Source organism: Rhodococcus sp. 5A-K4 (assembly GCF_046097995.1).
Lineage (GTDB): Bacteria > Actinomycetota > Actinomycetes > Mycobacteriales > Mycobacteriaceae > Rhodococcus_F > Rhodococcus_F erythropolis.
In genome coordinates this window covers 1-22,647 of sequence record NZ_JBJURM010000029.1, presented here as the reverse complement: position 1 = coordinate 22,647, position 22,647 = coordinate 1, and the positions used below count along the sequence as shown (strand labels likewise).

The following is a 22,647-nucleotide window of genomic DNA, read 5'->3' as shown; positions in this document are numbered from 1 at the left end:
GATCAACAGGAGGAGATGACAATGGTCAGCACACAGGTTGCGACAGCATCTACGAAGGATGTTGCATCATCGAACGACTCGGCTCTCGTGAGCTCTCAAGGAAAGACGTCGATCGCCGACACCGTTGTCTCGAAGATTGCCGGCATCGCCACGCGAGAGGTGAGCGGTGTGTACGACGTCGGCGGCGGAGCGTCCCGGGTTGTCGGGGCACTGCGCGAGCGGATCCCCGGCGCGAGTGTCAACCACTCCCAGGGAGTATCGGTCGAGGTCGGCGAAAAGCAGGCAGCGGTCGACATCGACATCGTGGCCGAGTACGGCGTATCGCTCGCCGATCTGGCCACCGGCATTCGCCGCAACGTCATTGCGGCGCTCGAACGGATGACGGGTCTCGAAGTGACCGAGGTGAACATCACAGTTCACGACGTCCACCTCGACGAGGGCAGCGACGACGAAACCGGCGAGCCCAAGACTGCACGGGTGCAGTGAGTTCCGAAATCGCTGACACCATCGCGGCGGCTGTGACGGGGGTACCTGGGGTCGCCTCGCTTCATGCCGGAATGTTCGGCGAGGTTGGCACGTACCTCCCCGGTCGCCGCGTCGTCGGCGTGCGGGTGACGGAGTCGTCGACAGACATCCATGTGTGCATCTTCGCCGACGCCGCCGTTCGAGACACGGCTTTACGTATCCGCCAAGCGGTTTCAGGACTCGTTACAGGCCCCGTGAACGTGACAGTGGAAGACGTAGTCGGTCGTGGACGCGATGCCTGAGCACTCTCGGGGTTCAGTTCCCGATCGACGATCCGCACGCCGAGAGGCGATCAGAAACTACCACCCCGACGTGGGCGGATCTGCCGACGCGCTCAATCGAGCACTCGAACGCGTCGACCGGGACTTCGCATTCCCGATCGGTGTGGTTGTGCGCACGTCGCTGCGCGGCACGATGCGACAGATAGCCAAACCCGTTCGGGCCCAGTACACGCGGGTGCGCGCTCGGTTTCCGGGTGCAAAGACCTACACCGAGATCTGACAGGCACCATCGAACATCATCCACAACGGAGGATTCACATGACCACCTCGACTGTCGGCCTACTGGCAGGACTACTTCTCGGAGTCGCAGCTGCTGCAGGCGGTTTCACCGGATTCCTCATCGCTCTGGTTCTCGGTGTGATCGGATACCTCGTCGGTGGTCAGCGTGACGGCGAGTTCGATCTCGGTGTGATGCTGAAGGGTCGCGGACGTGGCTGAGACAGCTCGACCGGAGTCGTCTGTGCTTGGTGAGCCGGGCGATCGCGGAACGCTGACGATTCGAGACAGAGTCGCGCAGAAGTTGGTTCTCGAGGCGACGCGCGGAACCCCGGGGGTGCGCCATCACGCCGCCGGCATGGACAAACTGACCGGGCGCGAATTGCCGAGGGCGCGAGTGCTGGTATCCGGCAAGCGGGTACGGGCCAAGGTGGACATCGCGATCGAGTGGCCCGGATCCTTGTCGGTCATCGGTACCGCGGTGCGAGAGAACGTGACAACCCAGTTGCAGTCTGTATCGGGCCTGGAGGTGGACGGCGTGGACGTGGCGATCGTGAGCGTTCTCCCGGCATCGACCAAGCGTGACGCGGGAAGGAAAGTGCGATGACCGCCGACAAGGTCGCACCACCCACTGCCTCGAGGGCTGCTGCTCCTGTTCCCCTTGCGGCGCCCGGATCGGCCGTCACGGGATTCCTCATCGCCGCGGCGCTACTTGCGCTCGGCGTGGTCGGCGTCCGCGACGCGCTGGTGGATACCGGCGTGATCACCGGGTCGCAGTGGATACCAAGTGCTGCCGCATATGTGGACGGGCTCGCGTACCAGGGTTGGATGTTGCCGGCGGGGATCGCAGCCGTCGTTCTCGGCCTGTGGTTCGTCATCCTCGGACTCAAACCGCGCCGAAAGACTGCCAATGCCTTGGTCGGAGTCGCGAATACGTGGATCGATCCCGCCGATGTAGCGGCGATAGCGTCTGTTCGCGTCGAGTCACTGGCCCAGGTTCGATCCGCTTCGTCACACGCGACCCGGCGCAAGCTGGACGTGAAGGCCTCGGTCACGCCCGATGGAGCCGCCACCGCTGAATCGGAAATCCGTGCGGTGCTGGGGGACTTGGCCGGGTCGCTGTCACCATCGCCGCGAATCAAGGTTCGTATCCAGACGGGATCGCTGTCATGACTCGGACGGCGACGGCGATGGATCGCGTGGCGACATGCGTCGTGGGGATGCTCGCGATAGCGCTGGGAGTTGCAGCGATCCTGTGGAATCGCGACGTGATCAAGGATTTCCCGGCGCGTATCGAGATCCCGTGGGCTGAAGATCTTGTCGATCACTCGTGGTGGACATGGGCTGTCGGAGCTGGGGGAGTACTGCTAGTCCTCCTCGCGTTGCGGTGGTTGATCGCGCATGTGCCGCTGCGTCGGGTGAAGGAGATCACGGTCCCTGGGTCGAACTCGCACAATTCCATCACCGCGGATCTGGGTGCGGTGGCGGAAGGGGCGAGCGCATCACTGGAGGACTTCGACGAAGTGTCGCGTGTCCGAGGAAAAGCGTTGCTCGATCGTGGAGTTCGCACGATCGATTTGCGAGTGACATTGAGACGTAGCGTCGTATCCGGATCGGAAACGTTGTCCGAGTTGATTTCTCGCGTCACTGACACGGGGGATCAAGTCGAGTCGATGGTCGGTGATCCATCCGTCGCGACCAGAACTCACATCGCCGTGGAAAGCGCGAAACGCGATGAGCCGAGAACTCTCTGATCAATCGAGGTTTGAGCCTCCCGGTGACCGGGTATTGGTAGACCTCCCGATCGTGCACAGAGTCATGGATTTTGCTGTGGCACTGTGTGTCACGGTGCTCCTTGCGACCGTCACTTCGATGGCGATCGCGATCGTAGTGACGCTGATCATGTGCGCGTCGGTGAGTGTCGTTTCTCGTATGTGGTGAATCGCCAGTCATTTTGGTTCTGTCGTGAACACCTGATAGAAAGGTAAGCAGACAATGTGGCTGCTACTGAGTGCACGATCCCCCGCGTCGTGCGGCGGAGAGTCCGGTTGTGTGCAAACACAACCCGCGATCACGGTCTAGTTGCGCGGGCCGATCGCTCGGAACTCTCCCTTCACCGGCAGTCACTCATTGCGCCGTCCCTCTTTACTCTAAGGAGTTGAAATGCTTCCTCTCGGTATCATCGCCTGGATCATCATCGGTGGGCTGGCGGGTTGGATCGGCAGTAAGATCATGAAAACCGATGCGCAGCAGGGGATCTTCCTCAACATCGTTGTCGGTGTGATCGGCGGCCTGATCGGTGGTTTCCTGCTTCGAGTTTTCGGCGTCGATGTCGAGGGTGCAGGCTGGATCTTCAGCTTCCTCACTTGCCTTCTCGGTGCAGTCATCTTGCTGTTCCTGGTCAAGGCAGTCACCGGAAAGCGCTGACACATTTGTCCACGCAGTTCGAGTTCGACTGAATCCCACTGCCGAATCCCACGGCCGAACGCACGGCCGAACGCACGACCGAATCCACACCGAATTCAAGAAGGAGAAACACATGTCTGACTTCATCGACAAGGCAAAGCACCGCGCTGAGGATCTCATCGGCGAAGCCAAGGAAAAGATCGGAAATGCCACGGGCAATGACGATCTGGCTGCCGAAGGTGTTGCCGATCAGAGCGAGGCAAAGGTCAAGAAGGCCGGAGACACTGTCAGTGACAAGGTCTCGGATATCAAGGACAAGTTCACAAGCTGAATGAGTTTCGGCGCGGTTGACCGGCATGTCCGGTCAACCGCGCTTTTGTGTGTCTCCTCGGCCGTCGCGGCTACCGCGATACGCTAGCTTCCGCGTTTCCGCGAGCCACTCCGGAAGCATGCGCATGTGTGCCGGCCTGTTCAGGATCGGATCGAAGGACGGCTGGAGGCAATCCGGGTGGTCCTCGACTTCGTCGAGACAGAGATGTCCGATCGGTATCAACTGAAGTTGAATTCTCGCGAGGTACACGGAGAAGTGCAGCGGGGAATGATCGACCGCAGCTTTTAATGCAGACAAAGAAGTGCCGGCCGGGTGGACGCCGCGCGGTGTCACGATCAGCCACGCCGCGGCCCCGCCCGCGCGTGAGTAAGGAACCAGTGTGCTGTATCTCGCGCCGTTCCACGAGAAAGCCGGAGCTGGAAACATTTTCGAGAAGGTAGAAAGTCCTGATGTTGCGAGAAGAATGTCCCACGGGTTTTCATCTGCGCCGACATCGTGCAACCGAAGCGCCAGGCCAAGTATGTCGGGTAGGTCTCCCGGAATTCCGAGTGCTTTCGACATTCGAGCGGTGACGGTAATCGTCGACGACTCCGTTACCGGCCACCACGGGGTGGCCGGCTTCAATGTTCCCTTCAGTTCGATCCCGTGCGGGTGAAAAACCCTGGCCATGCGCAGCGATGATGCGAAGTAGAACGGTGCGCCGACCAGCTTTCCGATGGCGCTCTTGCCGGCGGGGATGATCGAATTGAGCGTCACAGCTTCCTTGTCTGAGAATTCTCCGCCCCCCGAAGCGCCCAGACTGGACGGACGTTCAGGCGTGTTGACGGGCTTGCCGACGGTTTCTTTCGGCTTCCCAGCGGCAGCGATTGCTAATCATGTGACGCGCCGTAACAAAAGTCTCGCCGGTCGGGATAATTAGCCAAACGCACAAATTGGTCGTTATGGTTCGTTTGTCCGTAACGGTGCGATCGGACCTGCGACCGTCGCGAACTGGCGAGATTGCTACTCGTGATTTGTGTTTGGTGATTGCGCGGAAACAAGAAATGTCGAGGAGACACGCTGATGGGCCACTCTCGAACCTGGCTGACGCGCGCGCTGGCAATGCCGGTGGCTGTCGCGGTGACTTTGTTGCTTCCTCTCGGCAGTGTCGCCTCGGCCCAGGATTTCGAGGACGACGCAGATACTTCGGTGGTTGCCGCAGCCACAACTCCGATCTCCTTCACCGAACTCGGCCGAGGAACGGACATCGTGTTCTCTTCCGATGACGCACCAGTGTTGGTGACCGTGCCGGTGCCGGACGGACTCACTGCAACAGCCGTGACCGGAATCCTGACCGCCCCGACCGACTTCAGTAGGGGCTGGCTCGAAGTGACTTCGGACGGCAGATTGGTGAGCCGCGTCGACTTCGACGCCGGGCAGGCCGGGACCGGGTTACCGATTTCGGTTCCCTTGCAAGGTCTCGAAGTGGTCGACCGTAGCGTCACCGTGTCGATGATCGCTCACCTCGTTCCCGTCGACGACCGCTGCTACGACCGAACGAGATACCAGCCCCTCGCGCTCCGGGATGCCTTTGTCGCCTACGACGGTGCAGAGCGGCAGCCCACAACTGTTGCAACCTTCTTCCCGCCGATTTTGAGGAAGGCAACCATCTACGTCACGGATGGTTCGTCAGGGGCGCAGCAGAGTGCGGCTTTGCAACTGAGTGCAGCGATTGTCAACAAGTACGGAAGTCAGCCTGACGCCGTGGTGGTGGAGCAGCTGCCGAACGGTCAGAGTCTGCCCTCCGCTGAGCCGGGACTGTTCGAGAGAGCTGTAGTGCTCGGTAACAGTGGGGACGCCGGCATCGATCTCGCGACGGCGCCGAATGGTTCACCCGTGCTGCGGATTTCAGGGGATGACAAGACTCTCGTTCCTCAGGTCAGTCTCTTGGCGGCGAACTTCGACGGCTACTGGGCGGCGAGCAGAGCGCTGGCGTCACCGGACAACGCGGTTGCCCAGATTTCCCAGGACGCCATCACCGTCGGTGAGCTGAAGCTCGGAACGCTGACGGCTTCCGGTCTCAATCACATCGAGGTCGACGTCCCGTTCAGTCAGTCGCAACTGGGGCGTCCGATGAAGGATGTCTCGGTGCGAATGATTGGTTCCTATGTCCCGCTACCGAATTCGCGTAACGGAGAACTGTCGATCTCACTCGGGGATAGACGACTCGCCTCGCAGACGGTTAACGAGACAGGGCGCTTCGACATCGGCGTCGATGTTCCGAACGAACTCCTGCGTCGCGACTTGACGTTCGAGGTCTCGATGGATGTGACCGGCGACTTCCAGTGCGGCACCAGTAGCCCTTCTTCGCTCACTGTGGATCCGGCCAGCACCATCACGTCCACTACCGGATTCCCGCCGACGCCTGGAGGATTCCAGTCCTTGCCTCAGTCGATGCTGCCCACACTCGATGTCGGTTTGAGTCACGGTGATTTCGCAGATCTCGTTCGAGCCCAGCGCCTCGTTGTCGCGATGCAGCGGTTGAGCTATCTGCCGCTGCAACCGCGCGTGCTCCCGTTCGGCGACGCGGCGACCAGTTCGCTGCCGGCGTTGTTGATCGCGGCGGACGGGACGCTGCCCACTCCGGTGGCTCTACCCATGGACACGGCAGATCAAGGTCTCCTGCGCTTGCAGGGTCTGGAATTCGGTGGACAATACGGTGCCTTGCAGGTGGTTTCGGGTTCGCACAACGAAGTAGTGGCGCTGACGTCTGAGGGTGATGCGGCCGATGCCGACGGTCTGCTCAACTGGTTGGAAGGTGGGAAAGACCGGTTCGCAGAACTGACCGGCGATCTACTGGTCGCACCTCGCGGAGGTGAGCCGTTCGACGTCGGAGTCGACGTCGCCCCGTTGGGCACTGCGACCTCGGCCGAAGAAGAGACCGGACTGAGCGCGGTCACGATCGGCTGGATCGGATTCGGGACCGTGGTTCTGATCGCTGTTGCCGTCGGTGGTGTGCTCGTGGCTCGGCGTCGCGGACAGTGACCGTCACCGATCGCCCGGCCCTGTCCGTCGCGGTCCACGATCTACCGGGCCGGAAGCCATGGCGGATGTTCGTCGTGCTCTTCGCGATCTACACCGCGTTGGGCGTATGGATGAACGCGGGTATCGGGTTCATCTTCACCGATTCGCTCAGTCGTGTCGCCGCGGTGTCGGCGATGCTGCTCAGCCGTGATCCGCACTTCGCGGCGATCGGATTCGTGTTCACCCCGTTGACGGCGGCAGTCCAGATTCCGATGGGCCTGATGGGTCATTGGTGGCCGGATCTGCTGCGGTGGAACATCACTGCGGTCGTGATGTCCGCGGCCTTCATGGCTGGCGCGGTGATTCAGATACGCGGGATCAGCCGCGACCGTGGGTGTCCGCGATGGGTCACCGTCGTCCTTACCGTGCTGTTCGCTGTCAATCCGATGATCGTCATGTACGCGGCGAGCGGAATGAGCGAAGCTCCGTTCCTCTTCTTCGTTCTGTGGGCGACACGTCGACTGATTCGGTGGATGCGCAGCGACGACGTACACGACCTCATCGGTGCGGGCCTCGCGTTCGCTCTGGCGTACCTCACTCGATACGACGCATTGGCACCCCTGTTTGTCGCGGTGGTGCTGGTGACCGTGGTGAGTTGGCTTCGTTTTCAACCGACAGCGGAGGAGCGGGGCGAGGGCGCAGGACCTGGCTTGCGGCTCTGGGCAGCGGCGCTCGACGGCGCCGTCGTGCTGATGCCGGGTTTCCTGGCCTTCGCCTTGTGGTCGTTTGCCAGTTGGCTCATCACGGGTCAAGCGTTCCAACAGTTCTCGTCGGTGTACGGGAACAGTTCCATCCTGGAACAGGCTGGTGCCGGAACCGACTCACCGGTTGCCCGCCTTGCGTTCTCGATCACCGAAATGGCGGTACTCGGGCCGGCGCTCCCGGTGTTCGTGGTCCTGGCAGTCATCTACGCACTTCGGCGGCGCGACACCGAAGTGGTGGTGCCTCTTGTGCTGTTCGGCGCCATCCTCGGAGCGCAGACGTTGCTCTACCTGATGGGATCGACGTTTCCTCTTCTGCGCTTCTACATTTCGATCATTCCGCTGTGTTTCGTATTGGTCGTCCTGATCGCTCCTCGCGGAGCGCCGGTCATCACGCGTCGACCAGGGGCTGCTGCGTCGCGCTCGGTGTCGACGTACCCCGAGCAGGCGGGACCGTCTCTACCTCTTGTGATCTCCCTGTGCTTGCTGGTCGGGTCGACGCTGGTCACGTTTGTCGCGATGGGTAGTGCGCGGATCGCAGTGCTCGAGCATTCCATTGCCAGCGCGATCATTCCGGGCCGCCAGAACCTGGAGGAGCAGACGAATCTACGCACGTTTGCGGCCGAGCGTCGCATCGCCAGGTACCTGGACGACTTGGCTCTGCCGGAGGGGTCGGTTCTGCTCGACACCGTGCAGAGCTATGCCGTCGTGGCGTCGTCGAACAACCCTCGGCAATTCGTCGTGCCTTCCGATGCGGACTTCGTGCGCGTACTGAACAACCCGGCCGAACATCACGTCGAGTACATCCTGTCGGTTCCGAACACCGGTCGCGGTGTGTCGGACGCGGTCAATCGGCGTTATCCGACGATGTACGACACCGGTGCCGGCGGTGTGGGAGCACTGGTGCTCGAGGTGCCCAACGACGGCGGCATGGACCCTTCGGCCTGGCGTTTGTATCGCGTGACCGGTGAACGTCAAACGGGTCGATGAGGGAATTCGTGTGGGAGGATTGTCCGTATGACGTGGATGGTTGTAGATGTCTTCTGAAGAAGCGCGTCCGCGTGTGCGTGGCACACTGCGTCGCCGTATCGCTGCCGCTGTAGTCAGCTTTGCAACCGTCGCGGTCGTGACAGGAATGTTCACGACGCCGGTGGTTGCCGATTCGCCCAAGACGGTTCGGGTCGGAGCGTCGTCGAGCGGACTGACACTCGACGGACAGCCGTGGTGGCCCACCGGGCTCAATGCTTATCAACTGGCCACTGATTGGTCGGTGAACTTCGGCTGTGGCGCGATGGTCGATCTCGATGCCTACTTCGGTTCTCTGCCACCGAATTCCGTCACGCGTTTCAACGCCTTCCAAGCGCTCGCGGTGAACAAGGTGTCCGGGGAGATGGATTTCGGACCGATGGACGCGGTGTTCGACGCTGCGGCGCGACACAACCAGTTCACGATTCCGGTGCTCTCACCACAGGACAGCGGGTGTGATGACGGGCTGTTCAAATCCAGGGACTGGTACACCGACGACTGGAAGGTTGCGAACCTGATCCCAGGTCGAGCCACCATGAGCTTTCAGGACTGGATGCACACCGCCGTCGACCGTTGGAAGAACGAGCCTTCCGTCGCGGCGTGGGAATTGGTGGGGGAGCCGGAACCGAGCCTGTGTACCGACGCCGCCTGCAATTGGTGGACAAGAACGTGCCCGTCTGATTCCGCGCAGGTGTTGCGGGAGTTCTTCGACACGGCAGGCGCCGAACTTCGGGCGATCGATCCGAACACCCTGATCACGGCGGGATACGTCGGGGGCGGTCAGTGCGGCACTGCTGGTGACGACTACCAATACGTGAGCGAGTCCGACTTCGTCGACATTCTGCAGTATCACGACTACGGAGCAAACGGGGTTCCGCTTCCGGGCGACCAGTGGAACGGACTGGCGCGTCGCATCGAACAGGCCACGAACGTCTCGAAGCCGTTGTTGGTCGCTGAGACAGGCGAATTGGCGGGCAGTTGTGAATCATTGGCAACCCGAGCCACGAATATCGAGACGAAGCTGACGGGGCAGAAGGCGGCCGGCACGGCCGGAGCTCTCCTGTGGGCCTTCGTACCGGATCCGCGGCCGAACGAGTGCACAATGGACATCGGGCCCGTCGATCCACTCTTCGATGTGATCGCTTCACTGGCAAGTTAGGACACTGCTGGTAGTCCACTAGGAGTTCCGCCCAGTGGGAGTATGGTCACGATCTGATAACAACCTGAACCTGGCGTTGTGACGTGATGACCGTATTTCGTTTGCATCCAATGGTATTCAGTGGCATTCACCTGCGGATAACCGAACTTGAAGGCCCGCGGGACCAAGCAGGACTATCGACGTGGCACCCGCAGGACCTACGTCCGGTTGTGCGAGGACGGTCCAATCGAGACGCCGGCAACGGAAGTTGCGCTGTACCTGCCCCTTTGGTTGACAGAGCAGTCCCTTTCCGATTGACGTCGAAATGCGGGCACGACCGTTCGCCACGGTAACGGGTAGTGAGCGGAGTTCGGTGCGGCCCTCGCGGAAGTGACAATGTGGGGTGGTGTGTAGCTCTCGCGCGCAACGAATTCCGAGTTCGAGTCGACTTGCGACGGCATCGGCTGCCCGGTAGACCTTGTGCGCAGGCTGTACATGCGATGTGAGCTTTCGGTCGTCGAAATGAGGGGACGACCGCTGCATGCGCGTAACGGTAAGTGTGTGGAGCATCGCGTGAGCGGAGAGGTGAACGATGACTGGATACTCTGAACGGCCTTTCAGGACTGCGGTGGTACCGGCTGCCGGGATGGGGACCCGCTTCCTTCCGGCCACCAAGACGATCCCGAAAGAGCTACTCCCCGTCGTGGATACGCCCGGGATAGAACTGGTTGCCAGCGAAGCGGCTCAGGCCGGTGCAGAACGCTTGGTGATCGTCACCGCGCCAGGCAAGGCATCGGTGATCGGTCACTTCGTCGAGGACCTGGTGCTCGAAGGCAAGCTCGCCGCGAGTGGAAAGCACCATCTGCTCGAGCGTGTGCGTCGAGCACCTGGCCTCATATCGGTGAAGCCTGTCGTCCAAGAAACCCCGCTCGGCTTGGGTCATGCCGTCGGTCTTGTCGAGTCGGTGTTGGATGCCGACGAGGACTCGTTCGCGGTGCTGCTTCCCGACGACCTGGTTCACCCCTGCGGCGTTCTCGATGCTATGGCGAAGGTCCGTGCCGAGCGTGGTGGTTCTGTGCTGTGCGCGTTCGACGTCGCGCCCGATCGTGTGGGTGCGTACGGAGTATTCGACGTCCAAGCGCCTGAGGAAGGCGATGACCCCGATGTGCTCGCGGTCGTCGGCATGGTGGAGAAGCCGGACCCGGCGGATGCTCCGTCCACCCTCGCCGCAGCCGGACGCTATCTGCTCGATCGCGCCGTGTTCGATGCGCTCCGGCGAATCTTGCCTGGGCAAGGTGGTGAGCTGCAGCTGACGGATGCGATAGCGCTGTTGATCGCGGAGGGGCATCCGGTTCACGTCGTCGTCCATCACGGAACCCGCCACGATCTGGGTAACCCGGGAGGCTTTCTGCGAGCATCTCTCGACCATGCGCTCAGTCGCACCGAGTACGGTCCGGAGTTGCGAGTCTGGCTCAAGGAACGATTGGATCAGCCGGATCCGCAGTTGACGTACTGAAGAATGCCGTCCATGACAGCTGAGATCGGAATATGTTTTGGTGCAAGAGAATCCGCACCCTTTTCGGTTAGTGCGTATGTGAATGTCGGTAGCCCGGATTCATTCGCTGCGTTTGTCGATACCGCGTCGGGTGAGTTCGTCCACCAGGGACTGTGTCGCAATCGTCGCGACGACCGACGGTGGAGTCGTTCCAGGCTCCGCCTCCTCAGAGGTCAGATAACCGGCGGCTACGAGGACCTCCATGATCGGAGCGTCGAAGACCTGACATGCCGTCCGCATCGTGTCCTGCGTGGGAGGGCGCTTGGCCGACAGCCATCGACTCAGCTCGGAAGGTCGAATCTTCAGCGCACGCGCAGCTTCCTGGATGTCGCCGAACGAGCGAAGTTCCAGTTGATTCTCGACCCATGCGGAGAAACCACTCATAGCGGTCATATTGCCTGAGCCGAGAGGTATATGCCACTTCCTTTCGGCCACGAGTCGAGGACAATTGGATATCTGCCATGTCGTGGCAAAGTTTTACGTCGACGATTCGCTTATTTGCAGTTACGCGACGTCACCGACGGAGGCTGACTTCTGCGCTGAGCGGGGATTATTCAGCCCGGCGTTGGCGAAGGGTGAAATTGAGGGTGAAATGCATAAAATTCGATTGTCGGAAGCAGGAACTCAATGACAACGCCGAGTCAAATCAGACCTGAAGGCCTTCGGGATGATGCCGCTCCGACGGCAGGGCGAACAGGCAGAATTCCTTTGTCGCCGACTACCGCCGTCTGGATGGCGATCGCGGTCGTAGTTCCGATATACCGCTCGTTGCCCGGCGCCGTCACGCAGTTGTGGGCGATGGCAGTGCTTGCGGTCATCGTGGCGTCAGTAGCACTGGGACGAGTTGCTCGGCCGCAGTTTGTCGGCGTCTGGTTGATCGCCGGCTACGCCGCTCTTGTCGCCACGGTAACAGCAACGCGTGGCAGTGACGTCACCGGAAATCTCTACGTTGGAATCCAACTCTTCATTGTTCTCGGGCTCGGAATATTTGTGATGGTCGCCAATGTCCGACGCGATCCGGAATTTGTCAGGCGTGTATGTATTGCGTTCATAGCAAGCCAATCGGTTTCTGCTCTGGTCGCCGCTATCCAATTGGCAGGTTCATCCGTCTTCGGTTTCGGTGTTGTGAACGGTCGTGCTCCAGGTCTGGCAGGTCACCCGAACGTTCTGGGCATCATGTCCTCACTTGCGCTGATTCTGTGCCTGGGGGCTGCAGTGCAAAAGGTCGGAAATCGGGTCGTTCTGGTGCTGATCTCGATTGTGAACGCGGTGGGACTGCTGGCAACCGGTAGCTTGAGTTCGTTGTCGGCGTGCGCGATCGGATTGATCGTGGTGGCGATTTCTTCGCGAGTGAAGATCACCACCATCGTCAAGAGTTTTGTCGGTGCCTCCGTCCTCTTCTGGATCGCAATCACCTACACCGAGTTCGGAAAGCACCTGGAGACGCCGGCCGATCGATACCTTCAGGTCACAGGGCAGACCAAGGCCGTCAGCACTCTAGAGATCCGTAACGATACTTACGGATTCGCTTGGGACGCTATTCGTGCGCATCCGCTGTCCGGGGTGGGTTTGAACGCGGCCAATGCGGCCTCCTTCGACAACGTCACAGTCGTCCACAATGTGTTTCTACGATCCTGGTACCAAGGCGGGGTGGTGCTTGCCCTGGCTGTGGCACTGATCATCTGCGCGTCGGCATTGGTTGCGTTCAGATCGATGAAGTCCGGCAAGAACGCCGCCGCGGCCGGCGTTCTGGTCTCGATGATGACGTTCGCTCTGACATCGGCATTTTTCGAGCAGGCATACTACTGGCTACCGGTCGTACTCGCGTTTGCGTGTCTTTCGACCGACAGCGATCGGACCGCGAGCTCCAAAGCTCAACCGGCGCAACAATCTCCGATCGGGAACTGAGGCTACGTGTTCAGTCCGTGGAAGGTTTTCTCCCAGTACGACGGATTGCGTATCAACTGATAGGTGCCTTTTATGGCTGCGATGCTCATCAGTACCCAGTAGAGCGGAGCGGTGAGGCAGGCAATCAGCAGCATGGGATTCCGCGTCTCGCGGCACGCCACCAAGTTCATGTAAAGGACTGCAGCGTTACCGAAGACGAGTGACACGAGTGCCGGAAAGTAGACGTAGTTGGGAAATACGTCGTGGATGACCTCAGGCTGGCCGAGGATCCATCCGAGACTGATCAGCCAGAATGCCATGTTCAGCGTCGCCACGACGGGTGTACCCGCCATCAAGATCGTGAAGCGTAGAAATCCGACCGTGCCGAGTCCGCGCCACAGTTTCACGGGTTGACGCATGTGAACCAGCCAAGTCTGCAGGTAGCCCTTGTACCAGCGTGAGCGTTGTCGGATCCAGTTGATCGTGTCGCTGTTGGCCTCCTCCAGCGTCGTCGAGTTCAGAACAGCGGTCCGGTAGCCGCTCTCGGCGATGCGAACTCCGAGATCTGCGTCCTCCGTGACGTTGAAGGGATCCCAGGCGCCGATCTCGTCGAGCACACTTCGCCGAAGGTGATTGGACGTGCCCCCCAAAGGAATCGGTGACTGACTGCGCATCAGCCCAGGGAGGATGAAATTGAACCAGAGGGCGTAGTCGGCCGTGAACCATGCGGTCAACAAATTCTGAGTTCCGTTGTGAAATGCGAGTTTCGCCTGAACGCACGCAGTATTCGATGGAAGTTTTGCGAAAGTTGCTACCACACGACGTAACTGGAGCGGATCCGGAGAGTCCTCGGCGTCGTAGATGGTGATTATCTCGCCCGTAGAGAAGTGCAATCCGTAGTTACAGGCTTTGGGTTTGGTGCGCGGATCTGCAGCAGGGACCTTCAAAATACTCACCACAGCATCGACTCCGGCGGCAGTCGCAGCTTCGATAGTGACAGTGTCATCCTCTTCGAGGAGCAAGAGCACCTGCAATTTGTCCGAGGGGTAGTCGATCGCGCGCATAGCGGAAATCAGGTCTCCGACTACTTCCGGCTCGTTGTATGCCGGAACAAGGATTGTGTAGTGCGGGAGTTCTTCGTCCGAAAGCGAGCTTGCCTCTTGATCGCTGATCGTCATGATCGAGGAAGCATCCAAACCTCTTGTGAACAGCACGAGTCGATCAACCATCGCCCACACGTAACCGAGAGTGCACGCCAATGTGAGAACGATCAGCGTGGGAGTAAGGAAGAAGACCAGACACACCATGGTGATCACGAGAATCAGGAGCAGGATGTTGCGCTGCCACGGATAGAACGCAACTGATGCCGATGAAATCGGTTTGCGTTCACGCAGTCCGTTCACAGCGTCGTGGAGTGCGGCTCGTTTGAATTCTTCGGAGCTTTCGCCCTCAACCGAGAGATCGGGATCTACCACTTCTGTGCCTCCACGACGAGCCTTCCGAGTGACTGGAGCATACCTAGATCCTTGTACTGAGATTCGCTGTCCACAGTCGATATCCGGCCTCTGAGTAGAACGGCCAAGGTGTTGCTTCCATTCGAAGCCATTGATGGTTTCGGTTCGGGGAACAAGGCATTCGGTTCATGATTGTCCACTGTCAAGAGTGTGACGCGTTGTGCGGCACCGTCGCCGCGTGTCCACACGAAATTGAGGTTGCTCCAGGTGAGTAGGAGGGAGTCGTCGACAACTGTGTACATTTCCGCGACGACTCCACGACTCAACTCGACTCGTACGGTGGGGCTGACACGTGCGTTCTGGAGATCATAAGTTGTATTGCTCGGATAGACAGACAGAGTAGACGGGCGACGCACTTGAACAACGTCCATTTGGACAGTGCGTGGGCGCATCTGGGTGTCCCAGGCAGGATTGGGCGTATCAGCACGAATCGTCTGGCGAGTGAGTGCCGAAGTGGAACCGAAGTATTTTCTCGGCCAATCGTATTCGTTGGTCGAGATTTCACGCCAACCAGCGGGGACGATGAGGCGTGGATCAGCAGTCGCCGGCGGGCCTACCGAGACCGGAACGCCCTGAGCGGTGGGCACCGGCGTAAAGAACATCACGATCGCCGCGGCGAACACCACCAGGATCGTCCAGTTGCTGGTCGACGTCGAAGGATTCCGGAGCGGACGCTCGAACGGCTTCCATGACCTTCCACGTCGCTCGTACAGGTAGAAGAACCCGCCTACCAGTAAAGCGCTACCTAGTGCTGGTAGCAGCTGGATGCTGAACAAGGGTGCAGTCGGGTACTGACGGGAGAGATAGTAGACCAAGGCGGCACCCAGGACGGACGAGCCGACGAACCCGGCGAATCCTCGTCTCCAGGTCCTACTGACGGCGATCGTCGTTGCGGCCGAAGCGACCAGCACCATGATGATGCTGTAGTCGAATCGAGTGCCGCCGAGTTCAGTCGCCAGCGTGCGGTAGATGAGCGGCGCCAGGACGATCGGAACAACCCAGATTGCCCAGTAGCGGTTCACCGGACGCAGCCCGAACATGAGAACCGCTGCGCTCCAGACGAATACCCAAGCCGCGATTACATCGATATGCATCAGTTCATAGTTCTCGGCAAAACGTGGCATGAGGAGTGCCTGTAAACCCAGAGAGACAAGTAAGCCGATACCGCCGACAATCTTGTCCGTCTCGCGGTCGTGGATCGGAAGGTCCGGGCCTCGCCGCAAATCTGTTCCGACGGCGGCTATCAGGCAGAGCAAGGGGAGGACAAAAACGTATCCGATGGCGGTACCGCTCGCGGTGCTCCTCCACAAATTGGTCCAGGTAGGCCAGAAAGCAAAGATTGTCGCGGCTGCAATCATCAGCCAACGTACTGTGAGGCGGGGGATAATTCCCGACTGCGTGCGTAGGTCGCGAATCTTCAAGATATGTAGTCCTATTCGAACTGGTCGTCTACTCCGGCCGTGTCGGCTGCAGCGAGGTTGTGTCAGCGAACCCGACTTTTGTCGACCTTACGTGATCGATCGCAAGGTGCGAATCCGCACACCGGCCGATGCGGAATGGCCGAAGCCGGGTAAGAATCTCACATATTGAGACGAAGGAAAAATTTCTTTTCGGGGCCGGTTAGTTGCGAACTGGACGAGCGACCTGTTCTTGTTCTGATGTTGATGCCTGTATCAGCAAGGGCTGTAGTGCTATTCGCCTTCGAATTGCACATCGAATCGGCAATAGGGACCAAGATCCCTGTCGGGGACGTAGGTCCCCAACGGCGCAGGCACCTTCTGTCGGCGAAAGTCATAGCGTTGGTTACCAATGGAAATGATCCTCTGTTCAGGCGGTATCTCTAATGCGGTGCCCTGTGGCAACCGCCTACTGACGAGTAAGGTCCTCCCGTTTGCCACACTTTCGTTGAAGTAACGCGATAGTTGCTTCTGAATCGATCTCTCGTCCAGTTGTTCCAGTCGATCCGCCTCCGAAGGGCGATAGGCAAAGCGCTTGCGCTGCGGCCATATTGGAATAGGTGGGGGTGTGGGCGGCTACAGGCCTGAACTGGGATGACTTTGCGTTTGATCCTGCGCTCGGACAGTGCTGCAATGTAATCCAATCGGAGCGTGAGAGCGTTCCGATTCTCGAACAATTGCACTCTTCGGATCGAAGCGAGCAATTTGCTGTTCCAGTGGATTGCTCAAATCTGGTGAATCACGCTCAACACCTGTCAACGACACACGGATTCAACGACACACGGATTCCACGAATGAGGAAGGGACTGATCACGTGACGGCGCTCGACGTGTCCACACTGGGCAAGACCAAGCACACGCTTCCCCGCGCAGTGCCCGACCTCCGCCGCGGATCGACTTCTCGGAGGGAATGGGAAACGGCATACCGCAGAAGGCTGTTCCTGGGCGATTCGGTGATCATCGTGGCGACGGTTTTTCTGGCTCAATGGCTACGATTCGGCGGAGACGGCCGTGCGGTAAGCCCCGGAATCCTCGGGCAACTCAGCTACACCGGTGTGTCAATTGCATTGGCGGCGATGTGGTTATCGTCTTTGGGGATCTTCCGCACTCGCTCGATTCGTGTGATCGGCAGCGGCCCCGAGGAGTACAGACGAATCTTCGTCGCGACAGTTCGCCTCTTCGGTCTCATTGCGATTGTCAGCTTGCTGTTGCAGTTGGACATCGCACGGCTCTATCTGGCCTTCGCATTTCCGGTCGGTCTGACCGCACTGATGGCGAGCCGCTGGATCTGGCGAAAGGTGATCGCGCGGAAGCGGTCTCGCGGCGATTTTCAGACGTCCGTCTTGGTCGTGGGAAGCCCGGTTGCAGTCAAGAAAATGGCCCAGACCTTCGAACGAGCTCCCGGTGACGGGTACCGGGTAGTGGGCGTCTGCCAACCCAGTCAACTAGGACGTCGCGACAGAGTCATAGTGGTCGACGGCAACGAAATACCGGTCCTAGGCGACGAGCACGACGTGACCGACGCACTCGATTTGGTCGGTGCCGATGCGGTGGCGGTTACGGCGACGGAACACCTCGGCTACGACGGTATGCGGAAACTGGCCTGGGATCTGGAGTGTAAGGACGTCGATCTTGTTGTGGCACCGGGAATCCTGGATGTTTCCGGTCCGCGACTGTCGATGCGGCCGGTGGCGGGCCTTCCACTGATTCACGTCGAACGTCCGCGATACCATGGTGCTCAACGGTTCGCCAAGACAGCCTTCGACGTCGTTTTCGCATCTGTCATTCTCATTTTGATCAGTCCCGTTTTGATCGTGACGGCCTTGGCAGTCAAGTTCACCAGTCGGGGTCCTGTGCTCTATCGGTCGGAGCGAATGGGATTGGACGGGGTTCCCTTTCCAATGCTGAAGTTCCGATCGATGGTTCAGAACGCAGATACGCAGGTCGACAGCCTGCTGTCGGATAACGAGGGCGCCGGCGTCCTGTTCAAGATGCGTGACGATCCTCGGGTTACCAAGGTGGGGCGCGTCATTCGAAAGTTTTCGATTGACGAGTTGCCTCAGTTCGTCAATGTGCTCCGTCGCGAGATGAGCGTAGTTGGCCCGAGACCGCCGTTGAGGCGTGAGGTAGAGGCATACGACGGGGCCGTCAAAAGGCGACTGCTGGTCAAACCGGGTATCACCGGTTTGTGGCAGGTGAGCGGGCGCTCGGATCTTTCGTGGGAAGAAACCGTTCGGCTGGATCTGTCCTATGTCGACAACTGGTCGATGGTCGGGGACGTGATGATCGTCGTGAAGACGCTCAAAGCCGTAATGGCTAGTGACGGCGCATACTGATCCGTTCAGTCAGTCTTTCGTATTCGTATCGCGAATCCGATTCGCCATTCCCGGCGAACTCTGCCTGGGATCCGAAGTAAGGGAACTGCGCAATGCACACTGGCCAATCGGTGGTGCTCGATGAGAACTTTGGGGGAGCAGGCTCGATGTCATCAACAAAATACTCGATGTATTTGGCGGTGATTCCAACCTATCGGAATCCGTGCATCGAGGTGTTGCGTGAGATGGAAGAAGGAAATCTCGATATTCTCGCTTCGGACTACGGGCTGGATTCCACGGTGCGAACTGGCATCGACAAGGATTTCTACGACCGCGTTCGACGGATCGGAATCTTCGGTGACAAGGTTCTTCTTCAGGTGGGTTCTTGGAAAAATCCGCTTTCCGCGTCCGTGACTATCCTGGATTTGAATCCCCGTAGTCTCACATCGTGGAGTATTTTGGTCCTTCGACGAATAGCGCGTCGCCGTACTCTTCTTTGGGGCCATTTGCATCCCAGGCAAGGTTCTTCGTCGAAGACGGCTTTCCTTCGGCGAACGATGCGCCGCTTGTCTCAGGGGACCATTCTTTACGGGTACGCCAGTGTGGTCCCAGCCAAGCTCGAGGTTCCAGGCCAACCAGTTTGGGTTGCACCCAATTCTTTGTACAAACGCGCTGACATCAACGCTGGTAAAATCGGCGAATCGCGTAGATCAATTGTCTATGTCGGCCGATTGGTTGCCGAGAAGAACGTCGATCAATTGGTTCCAGCTTTCCACCGATCGGGCCTCGTAGACGAGGGTGCCGTGTTGGAAATCGTGGGTTTCGGCAATGCGGTGGAAACGATAGAACGGCAAATTCTCGATTTAGGTCTGGAAGAGTCCGTTGTGGTACACGGTCGCATTGAAAGTCCGATCGAACTTGCTGAAATCTACGCACGCTCAATCATGTCGATCTCTCCCGGATACGTCGGGTTGAGTGTCACTCAGAGTTTGGGATTCGGAGTCCCGATGCTGTACCCCGAGGACGCCCCGCACGCCCCCGAGATCGAACTTGCTGCTGTCGGTCCTATGCAGAGTTACTCACCGACAACCGAGGAGTCGCTGGCTGCGGCGCTGCGAGACTACTTCCTGCATCTTGTCTCCAATCCCGTTCCAGCGGAGGAAGTTTCAGCGAAGGTAGGGGATCTCTATTCCGCCGAAACCATGGCATCGGGGATCTCTGCTGCGTTGCGAGGTCAGGTCGTCGAATTCGACAATGAGGGATGGCCCAAGGAGATGGTCGTACGATGAGCAACCGATCACGCCTACCGTCAGGTGTCAGGCGAGCCCTTCGCGGAATTATGAATGGACTCGCAATATCGAACGGGAATGTTTCAGTAGGGCGCGACTTCAACGCCGGCCGTGGAGCTATCATCAGTGCGCCTCACCGACTGAATATCGGCGATAATGTCAGTGTCGGACCCCGAACCGTTATTCAGGTAGACGGCTCCATCGGATCCCACGTCATGATCGGAATGAACGTCTACATCGTGGGGCGCGAAGACCACGCGATCGACGAGGTGGGTATTCCGATGCTCGCGTCGACGTGGGTGGGGGACCGTCAGCCTGGTGCCCGCGATTCTGTCGAAATTGGAACAGACGTATGGATAGGCGCCTGTTCGGTGATATTGAGCGGTGTGAAGATCGGTGACGGTGCGGTTATCGGAGCCGGTTCGGTCGTGACGAACGACGTCGAGAGTTTCTCGGTGAATGTCGGAGTTCCGGCACGGAAAGTCGCCGAACGATTCGAGAGTGACACGCAGAGAAGTGCACACCTGCAAGCTGTGCACGGACTGCCGTCCTGAGTTAGCTGAAAAGGGAAATGAGCACGATGGATAATCAGGGAAATAAAATTCTGATCGTGGGAATCAACTATTCTCCTGAGCCAACCGGTATCGCTCCGTACACGGAGGGTTTGGCAAATGCGATAGCGGATGCCGGTGCTGACGTCAGGGTAGTGACAGGGTATCCGCACTATCCATTCTGGCGAAAGATGGATGGCTTCTCAGGTCTGTCCTCCGTAGAGCAGTCGGAAAATCTGACGGTTCAAAGACTTCGTCATTACATCCCTCGGAATCCCAGCTTCCTGCGAAGAATTCTGATGGAGGCAAGTTTCGCTTTGAGAGCGACCTGGGCGACTCTTTTCCACCGAGCAGACCTCATACTGTGTTTAAGTCCTACACTTTTGTCCTCGGCGGCATTTGTCATCAGGACCAGGCTCCTTCGGTCGCGCACACCCGTGGTGCTGTGGGTGCAGGACTTCTACGGACTGGGCGCGTCCGAGACCGGTCAGCTGAGCGGAGGCCTGTCGTCTCTCGTTGATCGAGCCGAATCCTGGATCTTGCGAAAGTCCGATCACGTCGTCGTGATCCATCCGCGGTTCGCGAAGCATGCTCAGGACAACCTCGGAGTCGACTCGAGCAGCGTCACAGTCATCAGGAACTGGACCCACCTGGATCTCTCCCAGTCTGCCTGCACCCGAGAAGATTCGCGAAAGCGATTGGGCTGGGGGCCGGAACAGAAGATAGTTCTGCATGCCGGCAATATGGGTGCCAAGCAAGGGCTCGAGAACGTAGTGGACGCCGCGCGTTTACTTGGGCCGCGGCAGTCCGACATCAAATTCGTGCTGATGGGGGATGGGAATCAGCGGGCCCATCTCGAAGAGCTGTCCGAGGGATGCACCGGGATCGAATTCATGGATCCTGTTGGCGGCGAGGACTTCACCGATGTGCTGCGAGCAGCGGACGCACTACTTCTCAACGAGTTGGCCGATCTTCGCAGTATGGCCGTTCCGAGCAAACTCACATCGTATTTCGCTTCAGGGGTACCCGTCGTCGCGGCTACGTCTTCGGACAGTGCCTCCGGCGAGGAGATCGCCCTGTCCGGGGCGGGAGTACGTGTTGACGCCGGAAATCCGGAAGCATTGGTACGTGAAATAGAGATGCTGGTATCCGACCCCGTCCGTGCCGCTCAACTCGCGCGAAGCGGGGGGGAGTACGTGCACGAAACCTTGTCTCCCGGCTCTGCCACCACGGCGTTCGGTGACCTCTTCGACGGACTCATCAATCGAGACAGTTTGCCGACTCGACCGACGCAAGCCCGAGCGCGATGACACACCCGCAGCTCTCCCTCGGTGAATTCACCGGGGCAGGATACGACAAGGGACGTCCGGCATCAGTGCAGGTCGCCTGGCTCGCGGTGGCACCACTGTTCCGGGCCTGGTTCGTGCCGGCACGCATACGAGTTGCCATTCTCAGACTGTTCGGCGCTCAGATCGGTGATGCAGTCCTGATTCGGCACGGCGTGAAGATCCATTGGCCGTGGAAACTGTCGATCGGTGATAACACTTGGGTGGGTGAGGGAGCATGGATCCTCAATCTCGAACCGGTGAGTATCGGGTCGAACAGTTGTGTCTCGCAGGACGTCTTTCTGTGCGCGGGCAGTCACAGCAGAAAGTCACGGACTTTCGAGTTCGACAACGGACCGATCGTCATCGGCGACGGAGTGTGGATTGCGGCCAGGTCCACAATTCTCCGTGGCACGTCGGTCGGTGACCACTCGGTTATCGGCGCAAATTGCCTTGTTACATCTGATGTTCCGGCGAGTTCGATCGTCCGCGCCCCGGCTTCGTCGATCGGACGACCATGAAGGGCGCACGACCGCGCTGCGCCGGGGTTCCGCACTCGTTCGAGTGCCCGGGTGGTGGAACATGAAGGTGATGACGAACCCCCTGGTGGTTCAGTTCACGGGAATCGCCGGCGGACGTCTTGTCGGTGCGTTGATTCAGGCACTGAGTATGGTCCTACTCGCGCGTATCTCCGGTCCGTCCGGCTTTGGAATCTTCGCTGCGGCTTATGGTGTCGGACTGGTGCTTCAGACCATTCTGAACTTCGGGTTCACCCCATTTCTGGTTCGGATCCGTGCGTTGGGTGACCAGGACCCCCTCATCGCGTCGACCTTGGAGTTCTCGCGCCGCGCCAACCTGGCCGTTGGTGCATTGCTGGCATTTACCGCGGCGGTAGCCGCGGTCTTCGAGCCGAAGCTTTGGTTCGTAGTGCCGTTGACAGCTTGGGTTGTTCTGGACAATTACGTCGAGACGCTGCTCTCGCTACCACTCGCTGACGGGAATACCTGGCAGACCGCGGTGTCGTTGCTCCTCCGGCGAGCACTTGCTCTCGTTTTTGTTGCGGCGGCT

The 22,647-nt window shown here is 59.4% G+C and carries 24 protein-coding genes; 20 read left to right on the top strand and 4 right to left on the bottom strand.

Annotated elements, in window-relative coordinates; translation table 11 throughout:
• The first annotated feature begins 21 nt into the window (after positions 1 to 21).
• The 9 genes from ACKAMS_RS27620 to ACKAMS_RS27580 all read left to right on the top strand — a co-directional run bounded on the left by ACKAMS_RS27620 (position 22) and on the right by ACKAMS_RS27580 (position 3,759).
• Positions 22 to 486 carry an Asp23/Gls24 family envelope stress response protein gene (locus ACKAMS_RS27620; protein WP_003943699.1) on the top strand — a complete coding sequence of 155 codons (465 nt, stop codon included), beginning with the start codon at positions 22 to 24 and terminating at the stop codon, positions 484 to 486.
• On the top strand, positions 483 to 767 hold the full coding sequence (locus ACKAMS_RS27615) for a hypothetical protein (RefSeq protein ID WP_021343181.1): 285 nt from the start codon (positions 483 to 485) through the stop codon (positions 765 to 767). The genes ACKAMS_RS27620 and ACKAMS_RS27615 overlap by 4 nt, the downstream gene beginning before the upstream one ends.
• 70 nt (positions 768 to 837) lie before the next feature.
• Positions 838 to 1,026: a hypothetical protein gene (locus ACKAMS_RS27610; RefSeq protein WP_225320305.1), complete on the top strand. Its 189-nt coding sequence runs from the start codon at positions 838 to 840 to the stop codon at positions 1,024 to 1,026.
• Positions 1,027 to 1,064: 38 nt separating this feature from the next.
• Positions 1,065 to 1,244 carry a hypothetical protein gene (locus ACKAMS_RS27605; protein ID WP_003943629.1) on the top strand — a complete coding sequence of 60 codons (180 nt, stop codon included), beginning with the start codon at positions 1,065 to 1,067 and terminating at the stop codon, positions 1,242 to 1,244.
• Complete coding sequence (locus ACKAMS_RS27600; RefSeq protein ID WP_408989850.1) at positions 1,237 to 1,629, top strand: Asp23/Gls24 family envelope stress response protein; 393 nt, start codon at positions 1,237 to 1,239, stop codon at positions 1,627 to 1,629. The genes ACKAMS_RS27605 and ACKAMS_RS27600 overlap by 8 nt, the downstream gene beginning before the upstream one ends.
• Complete coding sequence (locus ACKAMS_RS27595; RefSeq protein WP_408989849.1) at positions 1,626 to 2,195, top strand: DUF6286 domain-containing protein; 570 nt, start codon at positions 1,626 to 1,628, stop codon at positions 2,193 to 2,195. Before ACKAMS_RS27600 ends, ACKAMS_RS27595 begins: the two co-directional genes overlap by 4 nt.
• A complete protein-coding gene (locus ACKAMS_RS27590; protein ID WP_408989848.1) occupies positions 2,192 to 2,776 on the top strand; it encodes a hypothetical protein in 585 nt (194 codons plus the stop codon). The genes ACKAMS_RS27595 and ACKAMS_RS27590 overlap by 4 nt, the downstream gene beginning before the upstream one ends.
• A gap of 409 nt (positions 2,777 to 3,185) precedes the next feature.
• Positions 3,186 to 3,449 carry a GlsB/YeaQ/YmgE family stress response membrane protein gene (locus ACKAMS_RS27585; RefSeq protein ID WP_003943661.1) on the top strand — a complete coding sequence of 88 codons (264 nt, stop codon included), beginning with the start codon at positions 3,186 to 3,188 and terminating at the stop codon, positions 3,447 to 3,449.
• A 112-nt stretch (positions 3,450 to 3,561) separates the two neighbouring features.
• Positions 3,562 to 3,759: a CsbD family protein gene (locus tag ACKAMS_RS27580; protein ID WP_020906557.1), complete on the top strand. Its 198-nt coding sequence runs from the start codon at positions 3,562 to 3,564 to the stop codon at positions 3,757 to 3,759.
• A gap of 33 nt (positions 3,760 to 3,792) precedes the next feature.
• Here ACKAMS_RS27580 and ACKAMS_RS27575 read toward each other — a convergent pair whose 3' ends face one another.
• Positions 3,793 to 4,515 (bottom strand): hypothetical protein, encoded by a 723-nt coding sequence (locus ACKAMS_RS27575; RefSeq protein WP_020906558.1) that lies wholly within the window; start codon positions 4,513 to 4,515, stop codon positions 3,793 to 3,795.
• 306 nt (positions 4,516 to 4,821) lie between these two features.
• On the opposite strand from ACKAMS_RS27575, the gene ACKAMS_RS27570 reads away from it, so the two are divergent.
• The 4 genes from ACKAMS_RS27570 (at position 4,822) to ACKAMS_RS27555 (ending at position 11,203) form a co-directional block, all read left to right on the top strand.
• A complete protein-coding gene (locus tag ACKAMS_RS27570) occupies positions 4,822 to 6,783 on the top strand; it encodes a hypothetical protein (protein ID WP_047890187.1) in 1,962 nt (653 codons plus the stop codon).
• The gene (locus ACKAMS_RS27565) at positions 6,780 to 8,513 is read left to right on the top strand and encodes a glycosyltransferase family 39 protein (protein WP_019747446.1); all 1,734 of its coding nucleotides are present in this window, start codon (positions 6,780 to 6,782) and stop codon (positions 8,511 to 8,513) included. The genes ACKAMS_RS27570 and ACKAMS_RS27565 overlap by 4 nt, the downstream gene beginning before the upstream one ends.
• A gap of 46 nt (positions 8,514 to 8,559) precedes the next feature.
• Positions 8,560 to 9,708 carry a beta-mannosidase gene (locus tag ACKAMS_RS27560; RefSeq protein WP_408989847.1) on the top strand — a complete coding sequence of 383 codons (1,149 nt, stop codon included), beginning with the start codon at positions 8,560 to 8,562 and terminating at the stop codon, positions 9,706 to 9,708.
• 571 nt (positions 9,709 to 10,279) lie between these two features.
• Positions 10,280 to 11,203 carry a UTP--glucose-1-phosphate uridylyltransferase gene (locus ACKAMS_RS27555; protein ID WP_020968737.1) on the top strand — a complete coding sequence of 308 codons (924 nt, stop codon included), beginning with the start codon at positions 10,280 to 10,282 and terminating at the stop codon, positions 11,201 to 11,203.
• A 99-nt stretch (positions 11,204 to 11,302) separates the two neighbouring features.
• Here ACKAMS_RS27555 and ACKAMS_RS27550 read toward each other — a convergent pair whose 3' ends face one another.
• Positions 11,303 to 11,626, bottom strand: a complete 324-nt coding sequence (locus ACKAMS_RS27550; RefSeq protein ID WP_020968738.1) for a helix-turn-helix transcriptional regulator — start codon at positions 11,624 to 11,626, stop codon at positions 11,303 to 11,305.
• A gap of 348 nt (positions 11,627 to 11,974) precedes the next feature.
• On the opposite strand from ACKAMS_RS27550, the gene ACKAMS_RS27545 reads away from it, so the two are divergent.
• The gene (locus ACKAMS_RS27545) at positions 11,975 to 13,150 is read left to right on the top strand and encodes an O-antigen ligase (protein WP_049940984.1); all 1,176 of its coding nucleotides are present in this window, start codon (positions 11,975 to 11,977) and stop codon (positions 13,148 to 13,150) included.
• 2 nt (positions 13,151 to 13,152) lie between these two features.
• Here ACKAMS_RS27545 and ACKAMS_RS27540 read toward each other — a convergent pair whose 3' ends face one another.
• Both ACKAMS_RS27540 and ACKAMS_RS27535 read right to left on the bottom strand, forming a co-directional pair.
• Positions 13,153 to 14,604, bottom strand: a complete 1,452-nt coding sequence (locus ACKAMS_RS27540; RefSeq protein ID WP_029254697.1) for a glycosyltransferase — start codon at positions 14,602 to 14,604, stop codon at positions 13,153 to 13,155.
• Positions 14,598 to 16,064 (bottom strand): hypothetical protein, encoded by a 1,467-nt coding sequence (locus ACKAMS_RS27535; RefSeq protein ID WP_232816784.1) that lies wholly within the window; start codon positions 16,062 to 16,064, stop codon positions 14,598 to 14,600. The genes ACKAMS_RS27540 and ACKAMS_RS27535 overlap by 7 nt, the downstream gene beginning before the upstream one ends.
• A gap of 850 nt (positions 16,065 to 16,914) precedes the next feature.
• On the opposite strand from ACKAMS_RS27535, the gene ACKAMS_RS27530 reads away from it, so the two are divergent.
• The 6 genes from ACKAMS_RS27530 to ACKAMS_RS27505 form a co-directional block, all read left to right on the top strand.
• Positions 16,915 to 18,435, top strand: coding sequence for a sugar transferase (locus tag ACKAMS_RS27530; RefSeq protein ID WP_029254699.1), 1,521 nt, complete (start codon positions 16,915 to 16,917; stop codon positions 18,433 to 18,435).
• Positions 18,436 to 18,545: 110 nt separating this feature from the next.
• Entirely contained in the window at positions 18,546 to 19,703 is a 1,158-nt protein-coding gene (locus ACKAMS_RS27525; protein WP_408989846.1) for a glycosyltransferase, read from the top strand.
• A gap of 215 nt (positions 19,704 to 19,918) precedes the next feature.
• Positions 19,919 to 20,257, top strand: a complete 339-nt coding sequence (locus tag ACKAMS_RS27520; RefSeq protein WP_024487404.1) for a DapH/DapD/GlmU-related protein — start codon at positions 19,919 to 19,921, stop codon at positions 20,255 to 20,257.
• Positions 20,258 to 20,274: 17 nt separating this feature from the next.
• On the top strand, positions 20,275 to 21,564 hold the full coding sequence (locus ACKAMS_RS27515) for a glycosyltransferase (protein WP_024487405.1): 1,290 nt from the start codon (positions 20,275 to 20,277) through the stop codon (positions 21,562 to 21,564).
• Positions 21,561 to 22,100, top strand: a complete 540-nt coding sequence (locus tag ACKAMS_RS27510; protein WP_080910161.1) for a DapH/DapD/GlmU-related protein — start codon at positions 21,561 to 21,563, stop codon at positions 22,098 to 22,100. Before ACKAMS_RS27515 ends, ACKAMS_RS27510 begins: the two co-directional genes overlap by 4 nt.
• Positions 22,101 to 22,170: 70 nt before the next feature.
• Positions 22,171 to 22,647: oligosaccharide flippase family protein (locus ACKAMS_RS27505; protein WP_408989845.1), on the top strand; the 477-nt coding region annotated here is incomplete at its 3' end.

What these genes read in the sequence shown, in the direction of transcription:
- ACKAMS_RS27550 (WP_020968738.1), bottom strand. Translation starts at nt 11,626, where the DNA reads ATGAGTGGTTTCTCCGCATGGGTCGAGAATCAACTGGAACTTCGCTCG.
- ACKAMS_RS27605 (WP_003943629.1), top strand. Translation starts at nt 1,065, where the DNA reads ATGACCACCTCGACTGTCGGCCTACTGGCAGGACTACTTCTCGGAGTC.
- ACKAMS_RS27590 (WP_408989848.1), top strand. Translation starts at nt 2,192, where the DNA reads ATGACTCGGACGGCGACGGCGATGGATCGCGTGGCGACATGCGTCGTG.
- ACKAMS_RS27585 (WP_003943661.1), top strand. Translation starts at nt 3,186, where the DNA reads ATGCTTCCTCTCGGTATCATCGCCTGGATCATCATCGGTGGGCTGGCG.
- ACKAMS_RS27580 (WP_020906557.1), top strand. Translation starts at nt 3,562, where the DNA reads ATGTCTGACTTCATCGACAAGGCAAAGCACCGCGCTGAGGATCTCATC.
- ACKAMS_RS27560 (WP_408989847.1), top strand. Translation starts at nt 8,560, where the DNA reads ATGTCTTCTGAAGAAGCGCGTCCGCGTGTGCGTGGCACACTGCGTCGC.
- ACKAMS_RS27510 (WP_080910161.1), top strand. Translation starts at nt 21,561, where the DNA reads ATGACACACCCGCAGCTCTCCCTCGGTGAATTCACCGGGGCAGGATAC.
- ACKAMS_RS27620 (WP_003943699.1), top strand. Translation starts at nt 22, where the DNA reads ATGGTCAGCACACAGGTTGCGACAGCATCTACGAAGGATGTTGCATCA.
- ACKAMS_RS27520 (WP_024487404.1), top strand. Translation starts at nt 19,919, where the DNA reads ATGATCGGAATGAACGTCTACATCGTGGGGCGCGAAGACCACGCGATC.
- ACKAMS_RS27595 (WP_408989849.1), top strand. Translation starts at nt 1,626, where the DNA reads ATGACCGCCGACAAGGTCGCACCACCCACTGCCTCGAGGGCTGCTGCT.
- ACKAMS_RS27570 (WP_047890187.1), top strand. Translation starts at nt 4,822, where the DNA reads ATGGGCCACTCTCGAACCTGGCTGACGCGCGCGCTGGCAATGCCGGTG.
- ACKAMS_RS27555 (WP_020968737.1), top strand. Translation starts at nt 10,280, where the DNA reads ATGACTGGATACTCTGAACGGCCTTTCAGGACTGCGGTGGTACCGGCT.
- ACKAMS_RS27515 (WP_024487405.1), top strand. Translation starts at nt 20,275, where the DNA reads ATGAGCACGATGGATAATCAGGGAAATAAAATTCTGATCGTGGGAATC.
- ACKAMS_RS27545 (WP_049940984.1), top strand. Translation starts at nt 11,975, where the DNA reads ATGGCGATCGCGGTCGTAGTTCCGATATACCGCTCGTTGCCCGGCGCC.